Raw genomic sequence first — 16,185 nt, 5'->3', positions numbered from 1 at the left:
CCCCTTCCTTTTCAGTATTATAAATAGCGCTGTGCTTTTTTGGTGTTTGCAAAATGTGTCTTGGCGTATTTATCTAAAATCGAATCACCATTGGTTTGTATTACCTTAGCAATTGTTTGGTCCACTTTAGCAGAGGCCCCTTTAGGAAGATTGATACCTATTGCTTCAGAAAGCTTATCCATTTGTTTGACAAAGCTTGCTCTAGCAATAATGGATGCAGTAGCAACAGCGATGGAATGGCTTTCAGCTTTTGTAATAAAAAATGTATTTTCTGGAAGCTGTTGTTTCTCTGTACCGATATGTCTACTATAGACAGCAGGTTCGCAAAATTGGTCTATTAGGATGCCATCCAGTTCGGCATTACCGATTTTATTTAATAAGTTTGTAATCGCATGATGGTGGAGCATTGCTTTCATTTTCCCTTGTGACCAGCCTTTTTTCTGCAGCCGATTATACTTTTCATTATGTAAAACAAGTAACGAATACGGGATTTTTAGCTTAACGATGTCCTTTGCTAATTTAGAAATAATAGGATCTGTAAGGCTTTTTGAATCCTTTACTCCAAGCTCTTTTAGAGTGGCAAATTGGTTTTTGTTTACATAAGCTGCAGCAACAGCAATCGGACCGAAATAGTCACCGGTTCCCGCCTCATCCGATCCGATATGGCTGCTTGTAAACAAACTGGTTTCAGGTGTAAATCGTGTTTTTCTTTTGCTCTGGTTTACTTGTTTTTCTGTTCTGGAGGTTGACTTGCTTGAGCTTGTCTGCCATTTTCCCGCTTCAACTTCAGGCGCGCTCCCTTGGAAAAGAACTTTTCCAGATTGATAGGCGGTTATAACAGCCGCATTTGTTTTCGCGCGAAAGACAGCCCCTGGGGGAGTGGTGTTTAATTCGTTCTGATAGTATGATTTCATCTCGTATATTGTATCCATCGGTAATACATGTACTTCTTGTCCCATCTATATCTCTCCAATCATTGCATATCTAGACTATAGCAAAATAGCTTTCATAATGAAATACTTCTTTTTAAAAGTACTTCGTGTTAATATTAAGTGAAGAATTTTTTGTTTGCAGGAGGTAACACCATGGGCAAGGGTGAAAAACAACGTATAACAGTTGATATATATAATAGAACATATACGATAATTGGACCAGAGTCAGAAAGCCATGTTCGATTAGTCGCAGATCTTGTGGATCAAAAAATGAAAGAACTGCATGAAATGAACCGACAATTAGATACAACAAGATTAGCAGTCTTAACTGCAGTAAATACAATGAATGATTACCAAAAACTAAAAGAAGATTACGCAACCTTATTAGGTTCGCTTAGAAAGAAAGAGGATAAGTAATTTATGTTAGACTTTATATTATTCATCATGCTTGTTTTCGGTTTTTTTATGGGCCTGAAAAGGGGGCTTATCTTACAATTGCTCCACTTAACTGGATACATTATCGCGTTTATTGTAGCGGTAAAATATTACGATGTGCTGGGTCCCAACCTATCCCTTTGGATACCATATCCGGAACTTACCGATGATAGTGCGTGGGCAGTCTTTTTACAGTCGTTGCCACTTGAGACAGCATTTTATAATGCAATTGCATTTGCGGTTATCTTTTTCGCAGTTAAAATTGCATTACAAATTATTGCCTCTATGCTCGATTTTGTAGCGTCTATACCGATTATAAAATCCGTTAATAAAATTCTAGGCTCTGTACTGGGATTTTTAGAAGTATATTTGATTTTATTCATCCTGCTATACATTTTAGCATTAACACCAATTGAAACAATCCAGAGCTGGATTAATGACTCTTCTATTGCACTTTTCATAATTGAGAAAACACCTTATTTCTCAGAAAAGCTGCTGGAGTTATGGTTTACCTATACAGAAGGGGAAGCCAGTTAGACACAAACCATTTACGCACGGAAGACTGATTCATCGTATTAGGGATACGCTTGTAAGCTTGAAGCAGGTAGTATGTACTAAAATAGAATCAGTCTTTTTATACGCAGTTTTACTTGAATACTTAAGGAATAGGTGATTCGTTGTGGCAATTAATAAGAAAGACGTTATTCAATTATTGGAAAGAATAGCTCTTTACATGGAGCTAAAAGGAGAAAATCCGTTTAAAATATCTGCATATCGTAAGGCAGCGCAAGGCTTGGAACAAGATGATCGTTCCTTAGCGGACATTGAGGATTTCACAAAAATCAAAGGTATTGGCAAAGGTACCAGCACCGTTATTGCAGAGTTTATCGAACAAGGGGAATCTCCAGTTTTAAAGGAACTTACAGAGCAAGTTCCACCGGGATTAATTCCACTACTAAGTTTACCTGGTCTTGGTGGCAAAAAACTTTCTAAGCTTTATCAAGAACTTGGTGTTATTGATGCGGATACATTGAAAGAAGCATGTTTAAGCGGGAAAGTAGAAAATCTTGCAGGCTTTGGCAAAAAATCTGCAGAGAAAATTGTCGCTGCACTAGAAGAATCTGGAAAACGCCCAGAGCGATTGCCAATAGCAATTATGCTCCCGTTGGCAGAGAGAATTGAAGCCTATCTGGATGAAATTGAGGAAGTCGAATCATTTTCCAGAGCTGGAAGTCTTCGCAGAATGCGGGAAACAATAAAGGATCTTGACTTTATTATTGCTACATCCAATCCAACTGCTGTTAGAGATGCACTGCTGGCAATTCCGAATATAAAAGAAGTCATCGCCAAAGGTGACACAAAAGTATCGGTGACGTTGGAAGATGTGTACGATATAAATGTCGATTTCAGATTGGTTTCAAAGTCAGAGTTTGCAACAACACTTCATCATTTTACTGGCTCAAAAGATCATAATGTCGCACTAAGACAGCTCGCTAAATCAAGAGGAGAGAAAATTAGCGAGTATGGAGTAGAAGTAGAAGAAACAAATGAAGTCGTTACATTTTCGAATGAAACAGAGTTCTTTCAATACTTTGGACTGCAATTCATCCCACCAGAAATAAGAGAAAATACGGGAGAAGTTGAGGCATATAAAGAAGAAAAAAGGTTAATTGAGCTTAATGATATAAAAGGCGATTTACATATGCATACGACATGGAGCGACGGAGGACAATCACTAGAAGAAATGGCAGACCATGTTCGTGCTATGGGCTATGATTATATGGCAGTTACCGATCATTCCAAATACCTTCGAGTAGCAAATGGACTAGATGAATTACGTTTACGCAAACAACGAGAAGAAATTGCTGCTTTAAATGAAAAGTGGACAGACTTTCATATTTTTGCAGGGGTAGAAATGGATATTTTGCCGGACGGAACTCTTGATTTCTCCGATGATTTTCTTCGTGAAATGGATTTTGTCATTGGCGCCATTCATTCGAGCTTTAATCAATCACAAGAGAAAATTATGAAGCGACTTTATACGGCTTTAGAAAATCCATATGTATCATTGATCGCTCACCCTACTGGAAGACTAATAGGCAGACGTGCTGGATACAACGTAAATGTGGAGGAATTAATCGAAAAAGCAGAAGAAACAAATACAGCATTAGAAATTAATTCCAATCCGAACCGGCTTGATTTATCTGCAGAATGGGTGCGGAAGGCTCAAGAGGCTGGTGTAACAATCGCAATCAATACAGACGCTCATAGCTACCAAATGCTTGATCACATGTCTTATGGAGTTGGTGTAGCTAGAAGAGGGTGGATTCATAAAGATACCGTTTTGAATACGTGGTCAAAAGAGAAACTTATGAGTTATTTGAATCGTAATAAATAATAAAGAAGCATATTTAAAGGAGTAAATAAGGATGAACGAACGGATTCTCCGTGTACTAGAATTTAAAAAAATAACAGAAAGCCTGTCAGCACATGCAGCTACATCGTTAGGGAAGGGACTTGTATCACAGTTAAAGCCTGCAACAGATTTAAATCACGTTATCGAGCTGCAAGACGAAACAGACGAAGCGACCCAAATTATTCGCTTAAATAAAGCTATTCCATTAGGGGGGATTACAGATATTCGTTCCAGCTTGAAACGGAGTGCAATTGGTGGTGTGCTTTCAACAGAAGAATGTCTTGATATTGCTAATACCATTTATGGCGGAAGACAAGTAAAGCTGTTTTTCGATCAGCTGGATTTAGAAGAAGAATTGCCAATTCTTGAAGATTTAGTGGAGCAAATAACACCTCTTCGTGAACTGGAAATGGAAATAAAAAATTGTATTGATGACCGTGGTCATGTGATGGATAGCGCATCAGCAAGCCTGCGGAGTATTAGAAGCTCCATACGTACATTTGAGAATCGGATTCGGGAAAGATTAGAGAGCTACACAAGAAATAATAGCAATATGCTGTCTGATGCAATTATAACAATCCGAAATGACCGATACGTGCTTCCAGTTAAACAAGAATACCGAGGTACAATTGGCGGGATTGTTCATGATCAGTCATCCTCTGGGCAAACCTTGTTTATGGAGCCTAAAGCAATTGTAGACCTCAACAATCAATTACATGGTGCAATTACAAAAGAGAAGCAGGAAATAGACAGGATTTTAAAAGGATTAAGTCAATCGATTGCAGCGGAGGAATATGATTTAGAGCAAAATGTGATGTTGTTAGGCAAAATTGATTTCATTTCAGCACGAGCTAAATTGGGACAGGAAATGAAAGCAGTCAGACCCAAAATGAATGATCAAGGATTTATCCAGATGAAGCAAGCAAGGCATCCATTAATTCCCATTGATGAAGTAGTAGCAAATGATGTGGAGATTGGAAAAACGTATACCTCAATTGTCATTACAGGCCCAAACACGGGAGGGAAGACAGTTACATTGAAAATGGTTGGTCTTTGCACATTGATGGCTCAGTCCGGATTGCAAGTGCCTGCTTTAGATGGCTGTGAGCTTGCAGTGTTCAAAGAAGTGTTTGCTGATATTGGGGACGAACAGTCAATCGAACAAAATTTAAGTACATTTTCTTCCCACATGACAAATATTGTAGAAATCATCAAGCATGTAGATAATCAGTCACTCGTCCTTTTTGACGAACTTGGCTCCGGAACAGATCCACAAGAGGGTGCGGCATTAGCGATGGCTATTCTTGACGAGGTTGTTTCCCGAAATGCTCGGGTCATTGCAACCACTCATTATCCTGAACTGAAAGCATATGGATATAATCGCAGCAATGTTGTCAATGCATCGGTTGAATTCAATGTCGAAACCTTACAGCCAACCTATCGGTTACTGATTGGTGTTCCTGGTCGAAGTAATGCGTTTGAAATATCGAATCGATTAGGGTTGAACAGCAATATTATTGAACGGGCTAAAGGTCTGATTGGTGTTGATTCGAAGAGTGTTGAGACTATGATTGCTTCATTGGAAAAATCGCATCTGGATGCAGAGCGGGATTACGAAAAAGCACATGAAGTTTTACTCGAAAGCGAGAAATTACGTGAAGACATCGAAAAAGAATGGAAGCAATTAGAGCAAAAGAAAGAAGAATTATATAAAAAAGCTGAAGAGAAGGCAGAAAAGGCACTAACGAAAGCTCGAGAAGAAGCAGAGCGAATTGTTGGCGAGATTCGTCAAATGAAAACCAATGTATCACTAAAAGAACATGAGTGGATTGAAGCTAAGAAAATGCTTGAAGACGCCCAGCCGCATCTTGCGAAAAAACAAACGAAGCATTCTGATAAAAAGAATGCTGAGCAAAGAGAGCTTGAGCCCGGTGATGAAATTAAATTATTAACTGTAAATCAAAAAGGTGAAGTATTAGAAAAGATAAGCGAGAATGAATTTTTAGTACAGGTAGGAATCATGAAGGTTAAAGTGAAACGCCATGAACTGCAATTTCTCGGAACACCAAAGCAAACAATAGAAAAGCCAGTAGCAACTATTAAAGGATCTAATTACCATGTTAGTACAGAGCTGGATTTGCGTGGTGAGCGCTATGAGGATGCTTTGCTAAAATTAGAGAAATATATTGATGATGTTCTGTTGGCAGGCTATCCGAAGGCATATATTATTCATGGTAAAGGTACTGGTGCGTTAAGAAAAGGAGTACAGGAATTTGTAAAACGACACCCACAAATTAAGAATGCACAGCCTGGAGGAAGTGGTGAAGGCGGCAGTGGTGTAACCGTTCTTGAATTTTAATAAGCGGTTTCATGCATACTGCTTTAAGTTAGGAAAGCAACTGACTTTCCTAACTGTATTTTCAATTGATTCACTAATCAGTTGAAATGGCTGAATTGAAATGAAGACGAATATACTATATAAAATAGGAGGGGTTGACTGTTATGGAAGGATTTTGGGAACATATCATCGTAGTTACAGCAGCTCGCTACAGTGTATTTGTCTTATGCACACTTGTTTTTTTAGCAGTATTTGAGCTTGTAACATCCTATAAAAATTGGGAAGAAATAAAAAAAGGCAACCTTGCTGTTGCAATGGCAACGGGAGGAAAGCTGTTTGGGATTGCAACAATTTTTCGTTATTCCATTGAACACAATGATTCTCTGCTGCAATCTGTTGGATGGGGTGTATATGGCTTTGTTTTATTATTAATGGGTTACCTCATGTTCGAATTTCTTACTCCAATTATGAAAGTTGATGAAGAAATCCGGAATGGAAATAAAGCGGTTGGCTTCATTTCCATGATCATATCTGTTGGATTGGCATTTGTAATCGGAGCAAGTATCCGATAAAGAGAGGAGAGACAAACAGTGGTTTTAGATCGATTAGCTAAGGTCTTAATTATAGTAGCAATTATTTTTGTTGTAGTAGGTATTTTTTACTTAATTTAAATGTTTTATATATGTCACTCTCCTTTTATTTTGTACATAATAAAAAATCAAAAGTTAATTAAAAAGATTTAAAAAAATAGAAATTAATCGGTATAATGATTATAGTATAGTATAAAGGGGAGTGAATAAATGATACCTAACCGAAAATGGCATGAACATTACCCGAACGAAATACCTACGTCACTGGAGTATGAGAAAAAAGCCTTGCATGTTTATTTGGAAGAAAGCGCTGATATGTACAAAGAAAAGAAAGCGCTTTATTTCATGGGGAAGGAGCTTTCTTACCACGAGCTGTTCATTAAATCCAAACAAATGGCAAACTACTTACAGTCCCTTGGAGTGAGAAAGGGGGATAAGGTGGCCATCATGCTGCCGAACTGTCCACAAGCGGTTATCAGCTATTATGGTATTCTGATGGCTGGTGGAACAGTTGTACAGACAAACCCACTTTATACAGAACGAGAATTGGAATATCAGTTAAATGATTCTGGCACTTCGGTAATTATTTGTTTGGATATTTTACTTCCACGCGTTACAAAAGTAAAAGGTAATACGGAATTAAAGCATACGATTGTTACGGGAATTAAAGATTACTTGCCATTTCCAAAAAATTTGATTTATCCGTTTATCCAAAAGCGGGAATATAATATGGTTGTTAGAGTCGAACAAAGTGCAGATACACATGTGTGGCAATTAATAATGGAGAGAACATCAACAGATTATTCCGAGCCTAAAATAGATCCTATGGAGGACCTGGCATTATTACAATATACAGGCGGTACGACCGGTCATCCAAAAGGTGTTATGCTCACTCACTTTAACCTGACCTCGAACGTTGAAATGTGTGAAAACTGGTTGTATAAAACGGAAAAGGGCAGTGAAATTGTGATGGGCGTACTCCCGTTCTTTCATGTATATGGTATGACGACCGTCATGAATCTCTCGATTAAACAAGGGTCAAAAATAATTCTTATGCCCAAATTCAATGCGCTGGACGTGCTTAAGACAATTGATAAGCAAAAGCCCAGCTTATTTCCAGGTGCTCCAACCATTTATGTTGCTTTATTGAACCATCCAGATTTGTATAAATATGATCTTTCATCAATTAAAGCATGTATTAGTGGATCAGCACCATTACCAATTGAGATACAGGATCAATTCGAAAAGATAACAGGCGGCAAACTAGTTGAAGGATATGGATTAACAGAATCATCTCCAGTAACCCATGCTAATTTTGTTTGGGAAAATCGTGTTAATGGCAGTATTGGTGTACCTTGGCCAGACACGGATTGTAAAATTTTTAAAATGGATTCGATTGATAAAGAAGCAGAAGTTGGGGAAGTGGGCGAGATTGCTGTAAAAGGTCCACAAATCATGAAAGGGTATTGGAATAACGAAGAAGAAACGAATAATGTTTTAAAAGATGGATGGTTATTTACGGGCGATTTAGGTTATATGAATGAGGAAGGCTACTTTTATATTGTAGACCGAAAAAAGGATATGATCATTGCAGGAGGATATAATATTTATCCGCGTGAAGTAGAAGAGGTTCTTTACGAACATGAAGGCATTCAGGAAGCAGTTGTCGCTGGTATCCCAGATGCATATCGCGGAGAAACGGTCAAGGCCTATATTGTCCTTAAACAAGACTACAGTATTACCGAAGAAGCGTTAAATGAATATTGCAGAAAACATCTCGCAGCATACAAAGTTCCGAGGATATATGAATTCCGTAAAGAACTTCCTAAGACTGCAGTTGGTAAGATATTAAGAAGGAAGTTAATAGACGAAGAGGCAGCCAAACAGACAGAAAAATCCGTAACAACAAGTTGAGCCATGTGCTCTTTTTCTTAGTTAATAATGGACAAGGTCATTGTTGACAGAATAATCTGTTGGAGTTAGAATAAAATTATGAATGACCATTCACTCAGTTTATAAAGTGAATAACATCATAGGAGAAGGCGCATGAAAAATGAAAAATAATAAACCGAAATATAACCAAATAATAGAAGCAGCAGTAAAAGTCATTGCTGAGAATGGCTATCATGGCTCACAGGTATCTAAAATTGCAAAGGCAGCCGGAGTTGCAGATGGCACAATCTATCTTTATTTTAAAAATAAAGAAGATGTCCTTGTATCTGTTTTTGAAGAGAAGATGGGTGAATTTATTGAACGGATTGAACAGTCAACCAATCAAGAACAGAACGCAAATGATAAATTATTTACATTGATAAAAATGCATTTTGAACAGCTTTCAGCTGATTATCATTTAGCCATTGTTACCCAGCTGGAATTAAGGCAATCCAATTATGATCTAAGGATTAAAATCAATAATGTTTTAAAGCGTTACTTAACGGTATTGGATAATATTCTTAAAGAAGGAATAGAAGAACAGCTGTTTCGCAATGATTTAACGATTCCTTTAGTAAGACAAATGATATTTGGTACTTTAGATGAAATCGTAACGAATTGGGTCATGAATGAGCAAAGATATGATATAAATAAACAAGTAGCAGCTGTTCATGATTTGCTAATGAAAGGGCTATCCAGAGATTGAAAAATTGTAGAAGTTCATTGAGGGAGGATATGATTAATTTGACAATGATTGCGAATGAAGTTAAAGGAAACGTAGCATATTTAACGATTCAAAGCCCGCCTGCAAATGCATTATCACGCACACTTCTAAAAGACTTAAATAATCAGCTTGATCGAATTGAACAAGAAAATAATGTAAAAGCAGTTGTTCTAAAAGGTGAAGGCAGATTCTTCTCCGCGGGTGCAGATATCAAGGAATTTACCGGTTTACAGAACACAGCAGATTATGCATCTCTTGCGACAAACGGTCAGCATGTCTTTAGTCGGATGGAACAGTTCTCTATACCGATTATTGCTGCTATTCATGGTGCTGCATTAGGCGGAGGATTGGAACTTGCAATGGCTTGCCATATCCGTATCGTCACAGCAAATGCGAAACTAGGTTTACCAGAAGTAAATCTTGGGATCATACCTGGTTTTGGGGGTACACAGCGATTGCCGAGGTATGTAGGTGCGTCGAAAGCTTATGAAATGATACTTACTGGTGAACCGATAAACGGAGAACAGGCAGCTGCATGGGGGCTTGCAAACAGTGTTGTTTCTGAAGAAGCTCTAATGAGCGAAGCTGCAAAACTCGCAGAGAAAATAGCAGCCAAAAGTAAACCAGCTATTCAACATATCATGCATCTTGTTTCTGTATCAAAAACAGAAGTGTTTTCCAAAGGTGAAGAAGAAGAAGCTAATGCCTTTTCACAAGTGTTTGGAAATGAGGATGCAAAAGAAGGCATTCAAGCATTTTTAGAAAAGCGTCAAGCGAATTTTAAAGATAAATAATATTTTAATTGATTAGGAGGATGCTAGATGGATATTTATGTGCTTTTAAAGAAAACTTTCGACACTGAAGAAAAAATTAGTGTATCAGGTGGAGTTATTGAAGATGATGGGGCCGAATACATTATTAATCCATATGATGAATATGCCGTTGAAGAGGCTATTACGCAGCGTGATGCACATGGAGGAGAAGTAACTGTTGTGACAGTTGGGGATGAAGACTCTGAAAAACAGTTGCGCACAGCCTTAGCAATGGGAGCAGATAAGGCAGTGCTGATTAATACAGAAGAAGATCTGGAGGAAGGGGATTCTTTTACAACTGCAAAAATTTTAGAAGCTTATTTTGAAGATAAAGAAGCAGATCTGATCTTAGCTGGAAATGTAGCAATTGATGAAGCAAGCGGCCAGGTGGGACCACGACTTGCGGAATTACTTGGACTTCCTTATGTAACGACCATTACTAAATTGGATATCAAAGATAAAACGGTTATGATAGAAAAAGATGTAGAGGGAGATGTAGAAGTAATTGAAACAAGCTTGCCTTTATTAGTCACTTGTCAGCAAGGTCTTAACGAGCCACGCTATCCATCACTTCCGGGGATTATGAAGGCAAAGAAAAAACCTTTGGAAGAGCTTGAAATTGATGACTTGGATTTAGATGATGAAGACGTGGAACCAAAAACGAAAACAATCGATATCTTTCTGCCGTCTGAAAAAGAAGCTGGAAGGGTATTAGAAGGCGAAGTATCAGATCAAGTCAGTGAATTGGTATCATTACTTAAAAACGAAAAGAAAGTGTTGTAAAAACTTAACTTCGTATTCAAAAGCGGATAAAAAATGGCCGGGACCGGTTAAGGAACATCTATAAGGGGAAGGAGCAATGACATGAGTGATAAATATTTAGTAATAAGTGAGACGAGAGACGGTGAATTACGTCATGTATCATTAGAGGCGGTTGCAGCAGCAAAGGAAATTAATCCTGATGCAGAAATCGTTGGTGTAATTGTTGGAGATGGCAATTTAGAAAATTTGGCAAAAGAATTAATTTATTATGGTTCTGACCGAGTGATCAATGTTTCCCACGAGAATTTGAAAACGTATACATCTGAAGGCTATGGGCAAGCGATAATGGCTATTGTAAACGAAGAAAATCCATCCGGTATTATTATGGGTCATACATCTATTGGAAAGGATTTAACACCGAAGCTTGCGAGCAAGTTAGAGACAGGTCTTGTTTCAGATGCTGTCGGAATAGAAAAAGATAGCGATCAGCCTGTATTCATTCGACCAATTTATTCAGGAAAAGCTTTTGAAAAGAAAATCATTACAAATGGAATTACTTTCGTAACGATTCGTCCGAATAATATTGCGGCATTAGAAAAAGATGAATCACGCTTAGGAGATATCGCAACAAAAAGTGTTGATATTAGAGATATCCGAACCATTGTTAAAGATGTAGTTCGTAAGGCATCTAAAGGAGTTGATCTATCCGAGGCTAATGTGATTATTGCTGGTGGGCGGGGTGTAAAAAGCGCAGATGGATTCAAGCCATTATATGAGCTTGCTGACGTTTTAGGAGGAGCGGTTGGTGCATCACGTGGAGCGTGTGATGCGGAGTATTGTGACTATGCATTGCAAATCGGGCAGACTGGAAAAGTTGTAACACCAGACCTATATATAGCAGTTGGAATCTCAGGTGCTATTCAGCATTTAGCTGGGATGTCTAACTCCAAAGTAATTGTAGCAATTAACAAAGATTCAGAAGCAAATATCTTCAATATTGCTGACTATGGAATTGTTGGTGACTTGTTTGAGGTTATCCCATTACTGATTGAAGAATTTAAGAAAGTAAAATAAACCGATGGATCTGATGATCATCAAATCCATATTTTTTATCAGGCATTAATGGGCTGTAATACTGTCACCTCTATAACAAAAGGATACGAAATATTGTGAAGGTGCGGGTAAACAGACCGTAAATTCCTGATTATGTTTAACTAACATTCCTTGGGGGGAGGAAGGGAATCCACCAAGGAATGATGTTTCACTTCATAATATGAAGCAAACTATTAGGAAGTATATACATCAGGTGATATACTCATAATAAGATTTATTCAATCTTGAGTTTTTATTAGGAGGTATATAATAATGGCAATTAAACATGTATCAGATCAAAATTTTGCAGAAGAAACTTCTAAGGGGTTAGTTTTAGTTGACTTTTGGGCACCTTGGTGTGGACCATGTAAAATGATCGCTCCAGTTCTGGAAGAAATCGATGGAGAAATGGAAGAAAAAGTTCAAATCGTTAAGTTGGATGTGGACGAAAACCAAGAAACAGCTGGCAAATTCGGTGTAATGAGTATCCCGACACTATTAATGTTCAAAGATGGTAATGTAGTGGACCAGGTAGTTGGTTTCCAACCAAAAGAAGCTTTAGCAGACTTAATTAACAAACACGCGTAAAACCTGTATAATAAAATTAGAAATAAAATCCCTTGTTACTGATGTGACAAGGGATTTTCTAAGAATAAAAGCGGAAGAGCCAGATTAGCGGGCTCCGTGCCCAAAAATTGAGAGTGGTTCGGCTTATCGAATATTCCTATATAGGAGTTAAATAAAACATTCAAATTTTACACTTGATTTCAAAAGAAAAAGGGGATAACTTAAAGGATTTGAATACAGAATGAATGAGACCATAAAGGGTAAATTAGCTATATTACCATCACAACCGGGCTGTTATTTGATGAAGGACAAGCATGGAGTCATTATTTATGTCGGTAAATCAAAGATGTTGAAAAATCGGGTTCGTTCTTATTTTAGAGGTGCAAATGACCAAAAAACACAGCGGCTAGTGCAAGAAATAGAAGACATTGAATACTTTGTAACTTCTTCTGAAATTGAAGCACTTATACTTGAGATGAATTTGATTAAAAAATATGACCCGAAATATAATGTGATGCTGAAGGACGATAAATCTTATCCATATTTGAAAATCACGTCGGAAAGACACCCGCGCTTGCTTATAACACGCAAAGTAAAAAAAGATAAGGGCAAGTATTTCGGGCCGTATCCAAATGTCTTGGCAGCGAGAGAAACAAAGAAACTACTTGATCGGCTTTATCCACTCAGGAAATGCAATAATCCACCAGGACGACCCTGTTTATATTATCATATGCATCAATGCAGAGCTTGCAGTGAAAATCCCCCTACAAAAGAGGAATATCAATCCATTGTTCAGGAAATTGCATCCTTTCTGCAGGGAGGATATAAAGATATTAAGTCTGCAATAACGGCAAAAATGTATGAAGCAAGTGAGCAGCTGCAATTTGAACGTGCGAAGGAACTGCGTGATCAAATTCAGCATATTGAAGTGGTAATGGAACAACAGAAAATGACGATGAATGATCAGGTCGATCGTGATATTTTTGGTTACAGTTATGATAAAGGCTGGATGTGTATTCAAGTGTTTTTCGTGAGACAAGGAAAGCTGATTGAAAGAGATGTAACGATTTTCCCGTTTTTTGATGACCATGAAGAAGCCTTCATCAGCTTTATTGGAAGATTTTATTTACATGAAAATCATTTAAAGCCAAAACAGATTTTAGTTCCAATCGGTACACAGGATGAACTGCTGCGGAAGTTACTCGAAATCGAAGTGCATACTCCGTTACGCGGAAGAAAAAAAGAGCTGGTTGAATTAGCAATGAAAAATGCTGAAATTGCTTTAGAAGAAAAATTTCTTTTAATTGAACAAAATGAAGAAAGAACGATTCAAGCAGTTGAGAAGCTTGGAGAACGACTTCATATTGAAACACCTCGTCGTATTGAAGCTTTCGATAATTCTAATATACAAGGGGCAGATCCGGTATCAGCGATGATTGTTTTTGAAGATGGAAAACCAAATAAAAAAGCATATCGCAAATATAAAATTAGAGATGTAAAAGGACCAGACGATTATGAAACCATGAGAGAGGTAATTCGAAGAAGATATACAAGAGTGCTAAAAGAAAATCTGCCATTACCAGACTTAGTGATTGTTGACGGAGGTAAGGGTCAGATGTCAGCTGCGTTAGATGTGTTAGAAAATGAGCTTGGTCTTGATATGCCGCTCGCAGGACTCGCTAAGGATGATAAACATAAAACAAGTGAGTTACTGTATGGAGACCCTCCAATTATCGTACCATTAGAACGCCAATCCCAGGAGTTTTATCTAGTTCAGCGCATTCAAGATGAAGTGCACCGATTTGCGATTACATTTCATCGCCAGCTTCGCGGAAAAAACCTTTTCCAATCAGAATTGGATAAAATACCAGGAGTTGGGGAAAAACGTCGAAAATTATTGCTGACGCATTTTAAATCGGTGAATGAAATTCGCAATGCTAAATTAACCGATATTACAAAACTTGGCATTCCGAGCAACATAGCAGAAACTGTGATTCATCACTTGAATAAAGAAGATTAACAGAAAAGGAAAAGGCAGGGGCGTGTTTATACATGCCCCTGCCTTTTAAAGTGAAGCCACACAAGGCTTGCAAAACTTATATTTTGAACTAGTTTGTTATAAAAACGGAAAACTCTATTTGATGAATACGCTTGTTGACCTCTTCGACACATTCACATTCTATACCTTCTACTTGTTGAATAGCTTCTGCCAGAAATCCAGCTTCAAACCGAAAGTCAACATGGAATGGAGCATTTAACCGCAAGACAACGGAGTCAGATAATAAATGAAAAACAAACATATTTTTATTTTGTTTAATTAAGTCGAGTGTTCCCCAGCCAAGTTTCTCGAACAGGTATACAATCTCATCAATTGATGTAATTTCAAATTTACGTGCGAGATTTCTTCCCATAAAATACAGTATCGGTTCTGTTTCTTGACCAAGTAAATCAGGTAAGCTTACATATCGCAGGATGTCGTAGCCAGCCCCTGGTGTGTGTAAATCTTCAAGATGTGATAAATTTAATGTTTGATGCTTTTTTGACATCCTTTTCATCCTTTCTAACAAATTCAAAGTAGTTTCCTTTCTCACACAATGATACGCTCGGAAGAACTATCCATATTATCTATTTAAATGGATAAAAAAACAAGTCATGCTATCAATTTTTCATATTCTCAATTAAAAAACATGGCTCTTTTCAGAGCTGAACTTAGAAAATGTACACTTATTGACTAGAAGTCTCGATTCTATGTAACTCTAATTGAGAATCTAGTTTTCTTGACGCTTTTTGTTGTTAGAAGTACAATAAATGTGTTACGAATTTGTGCTATTTTATAAAGTCTGCTTTTTTCAAATAAAAGCGCTTCATTACTTTGTGAAATGGCTACATATTATTTTAAATTATTGAATGAGACTAAGGGGGGTAAACATGGCAGAGCATCGTGAGTTTTATTACAGAAGATTGCATTCATTGTTAGGTGTTGTTCCAATTGGTATTTTTATGGTTCAGCATTTAGTAATCAATCATTTTGCTGTGTATGGAGAAGAGAGTTTTAATCGGGCAGCAGGATTTATGGCAGGGCTTCCATTTGTATTACTACTGGAAATCTTCGTCATCTATCTACCAATTTTATTTCACGCAATTTTAGGGGTATATATAGTATTTGTTGCACGCAACAATACTAGAAAATATGGCTTCTTCCGAAACTGGATGTTTAGATTGCAGCGAATTACGGGTATTATAACGCTAGTTTTCATAGCATGGCATGTATGGGAAACTCGAGTGCAGATCGGCTTAGGTAATGTAGACCTTGATTACAGCTTGATGGAAGGTATTTTAACTAACCCATTTATGTTCTGGTTCTACGTAGCGGGGGTAGTTTCCGCAGTATTTCACTTTGCTAATGGTTTGTGGAGCTTTTTGGTTTCATGGGGCATTACGCAGTCACCAAAATCGCAAAAGATTGCTACATATGCTGTAATCGTTGTTTTCTTTGCAATCAGCTATATTGGTGTTAGAACCTTAATTCAATTTGCGTACGGTGTTTAATTAAAGAAAGAACCTTTAGAAAGAGAATAGGAGTGA

At 37.5% G+C, this 16,185-nt stretch carries 15 protein-coding genes; 13 read left to right on the top strand and 2 right to left on the bottom strand.

Annotated elements, in window-relative coordinates; translation table 11 throughout:
* Nucleotides 1-17: 17 nt before the first annotated feature.
* Entirely contained in the window at nucleotides 18-959 is a 942-nt protein-coding gene (gene rnhC, locus NSQ77_RS00945; RefSeq protein ID WP_339228333.1) for a ribonuclease HIII, read from the bottom strand.
* A 126-nt stretch (nucleotides 960-1,085) separates the two neighbouring features.
* Here rnhC and zapA point away from each other — a divergent pair, with 126 nt between their 5' ends.
* The 12 genes from zapA to uvrC all read left to right on the top strand — a co-directional run bounded on the left by zapA (nucleotide 1,086) and on the right by uvrC (nucleotide 14,620).
* The gene (zapA, locus tag NSQ77_RS00940; RefSeq protein WP_339228332.1) at nucleotides 1,086-1,349 is read left to right on the top strand and encodes a cell division protein ZapA; all 264 of its coding nucleotides are present in this window, start codon (nucleotides 1,086-1,088) and stop codon (nucleotides 1,347-1,349) included.
* 3 nt (nucleotides 1,350-1,352) lie between these two features.
* Nucleotides 1,353-1,904, top strand: coding sequence for a CvpA family protein (locus tag NSQ77_RS00935; protein ID WP_339228331.1), 552 nt, complete (start codon nucleotides 1,353-1,355; stop codon nucleotides 1,902-1,904).
* Nucleotides 1,905-2,046: 142 nt separating this feature from the next.
* Complete coding sequence (polX, locus tag NSQ77_RS00930; protein WP_339228330.1) at nucleotides 2,047-3,765, top strand: DNA polymerase/3'-5' exonuclease PolX; 1,719 nt, start codon at nucleotides 2,047-2,049, stop codon at nucleotides 3,763-3,765.
* Between the two features lie 31 nt (nucleotides 3,766-3,796).
* Nucleotides 3,797-6,142, top strand: a complete 2,346-nt coding sequence (locus NSQ77_RS00925) for an endonuclease MutS2 (RefSeq protein ID WP_339228329.1) — start codon at nucleotides 3,797-3,799, stop codon at nucleotides 6,140-6,142.
* A 143-nt stretch (nucleotides 6,143-6,285) separates the two neighbouring features.
* Nucleotides 6,286-6,693 carry a DUF350 domain-containing protein gene (locus NSQ77_RS00920; protein WP_339228328.1) on the top strand — a complete coding sequence of 136 codons (408 nt, stop codon included), beginning with the start codon at nucleotides 6,286-6,288 and terminating at the stop codon, nucleotides 6,691-6,693.
* Between the two features lie 228 nt (nucleotides 6,694-6,921).
* A complete protein-coding gene (locus tag NSQ77_RS00915) occupies nucleotides 6,922-8,625 on the top strand; it encodes an AMP-binding protein (protein ID WP_339228327.1) in 1,704 nt (567 codons plus the stop codon).
* Between the two features lie 139 nt (nucleotides 8,626-8,764).
* On the top strand, nucleotides 8,765-9,349 hold the full coding sequence (locus tag NSQ77_RS00910) for a TetR/AcrR family transcriptional regulator (RefSeq protein ID WP_339228326.1): 585 nt from the start codon (nucleotides 8,765-8,767) through the stop codon (nucleotides 9,347-9,349).
* Nucleotides 9,350-9,378: 29 nt separating this feature from the next.
* Entirely contained in the window at nucleotides 9,379-10,161 is a 783-nt protein-coding gene (locus NSQ77_RS00905; protein ID WP_339228325.1) for an enoyl-CoA hydratase, read from the top strand.
* 27 nt (nucleotides 10,162-10,188) lie between these two features.
* On the top strand, nucleotides 10,189-10,962 hold the full coding sequence (locus NSQ77_RS00900) for an electron transfer flavoprotein subunit beta/FixA family protein (protein ID WP_339228323.1): 774 nt from the start codon (nucleotides 10,189-10,191) through the stop codon (nucleotides 10,960-10,962).
* Between the two features lie 81 nt (nucleotides 10,963-11,043).
* Nucleotides 11,044-12,015 (top strand): electron transfer flavoprotein subunit alpha/FixB family protein, encoded by a 972-nt coding sequence (locus NSQ77_RS00895; RefSeq protein WP_339228322.1) that lies wholly within the window; start codon nucleotides 11,044-11,046, stop codon nucleotides 12,013-12,015.
* A gap of 291 nt (nucleotides 12,016-12,306) precedes the next feature.
* Nucleotides 12,307-12,621, top strand: coding sequence for a thioredoxin (gene trxA / locus NSQ77_RS00890; RefSeq protein WP_339228321.1), 315 nt, complete (start codon nucleotides 12,307-12,309; stop codon nucleotides 12,619-12,621).
* 220 nt (nucleotides 12,622-12,841) lie between these two features.
* Nucleotides 12,842-14,620 (top strand): excinuclease ABC subunit UvrC, encoded by a 1,779-nt coding sequence (gene uvrC, locus NSQ77_RS00885; RefSeq protein ID WP_339228320.1) that lies wholly within the window; start codon nucleotides 12,842-12,844, stop codon nucleotides 14,618-14,620.
* 88 nt (nucleotides 14,621-14,708) lie between these two features.
* On the opposite strand, the gene NSQ77_RS00880 is transcribed toward uvrC, so the two are convergent.
* The gene (locus tag NSQ77_RS00880; protein ID WP_339228319.1) at nucleotides 14,709-15,146 is read right to left on the bottom strand and encodes a YslB family protein; all 438 of its coding nucleotides are present in this window, start codon (nucleotides 15,144-15,146) and stop codon (nucleotides 14,709-14,711) included.
* 382 nt (nucleotides 15,147-15,528) lie between these two features.
* Here NSQ77_RS00880 and NSQ77_RS00875 point away from each other — a divergent pair, with 382 nt between their 5' ends.
* Nucleotides 15,529-16,149, top strand: coding sequence for a succinate dehydrogenase cytochrome b558 subunit (locus NSQ77_RS00875; RefSeq protein WP_339228318.1), 621 nt, complete (start codon nucleotides 15,529-15,531; stop codon nucleotides 16,147-16,149).
* Nucleotides 16,150-16,185: the final 36 nt, after the last annotated feature.

Source organism: Oceanobacillus sp. FSL K6-2867 (genome assembly GCF_037963145.1).
Taxonomy (GTDB): domain Bacteria; phylum Bacillota; class Bacilli; order Bacillales; family Amphibacillaceae; genus Oceanobacillus.
Note: the sequence above shows the minus strand (reverse complement) of the source record. Positions and strands in the feature narration are given on the sequence as shown.

Coding starts and splice junctions, on each gene's coding strand:
- rnhC (WP_339228333.1), bottom strand. CDS start 959: ATGGGACAAGAAGTACATGTATTACCGATGGATACAATATACGAGATG.
- zapA (WP_339228332.1), top strand. CDS start 1,086: ATGGGCAAGGGTGAAAAACAACGTATAACAGTTGATATATATAATAGA.
- NSQ77_RS00935 (WP_339228331.1), top strand. CDS start 1,353: ATGTTAGACTTTATATTATTCATCATGCTTGTTTTCGGTTTTTTTATG.
- NSQ77_RS00925 (WP_339228329.1), top strand. CDS start 3,797: ATGAACGAACGGATTCTCCGTGTACTAGAATTTAAAAAAATAACAGAA.
- NSQ77_RS00920 (WP_339228328.1), top strand. CDS start 6,286: ATGGAAGGATTTTGGGAACATATCATCGTAGTTACAGCAGCTCGCTAC.
- NSQ77_RS00915 (WP_339228327.1), top strand. CDS start 6,922: ATGATACCTAACCGAAAATGGCATGAACATTACCCGAACGAAATACCT.
- NSQ77_RS00910 (WP_339228326.1), top strand. CDS start 8,765: ATGAAAAATAATAAACCGAAATATAACCAAATAATAGAAGCAGCAGTA.
- NSQ77_RS00905 (WP_339228325.1), top strand. CDS start 9,379: ATGATTAATTTGACAATGATTGCGAATGAAGTTAAAGGAAACGTAGCA.
- NSQ77_RS00900 (WP_339228323.1), top strand. CDS start 10,189: ATGGATATTTATGTGCTTTTAAAGAAAACTTTCGACACTGAAGAAAAA.
- NSQ77_RS00895 (WP_339228322.1), top strand. CDS start 11,044: ATGAGTGATAAATATTTAGTAATAAGTGAGACGAGAGACGGTGAATTA.
- trxA (WP_339228321.1), top strand. CDS start 12,307: ATGGCAATTAAACATGTATCAGATCAAAATTTTGCAGAAGAAACTTCT.
- uvrC (WP_339228320.1), top strand. CDS start 12,842: ATGAATGAGACCATAAAGGGTAAATTAGCTATATTACCATCACAACCG.
- NSQ77_RS00880 (WP_339228319.1), bottom strand. CDS start 15,146: ATGTCAAAAAAGCATCAAACATTAAATTTATCACATCTTGAAGATTTA.
- NSQ77_RS00875 (WP_339228318.1), top strand. CDS start 15,529: ATGGCAGAGCATCGTGAGTTTTATTACAGAAGATTGCATTCATTGTTA.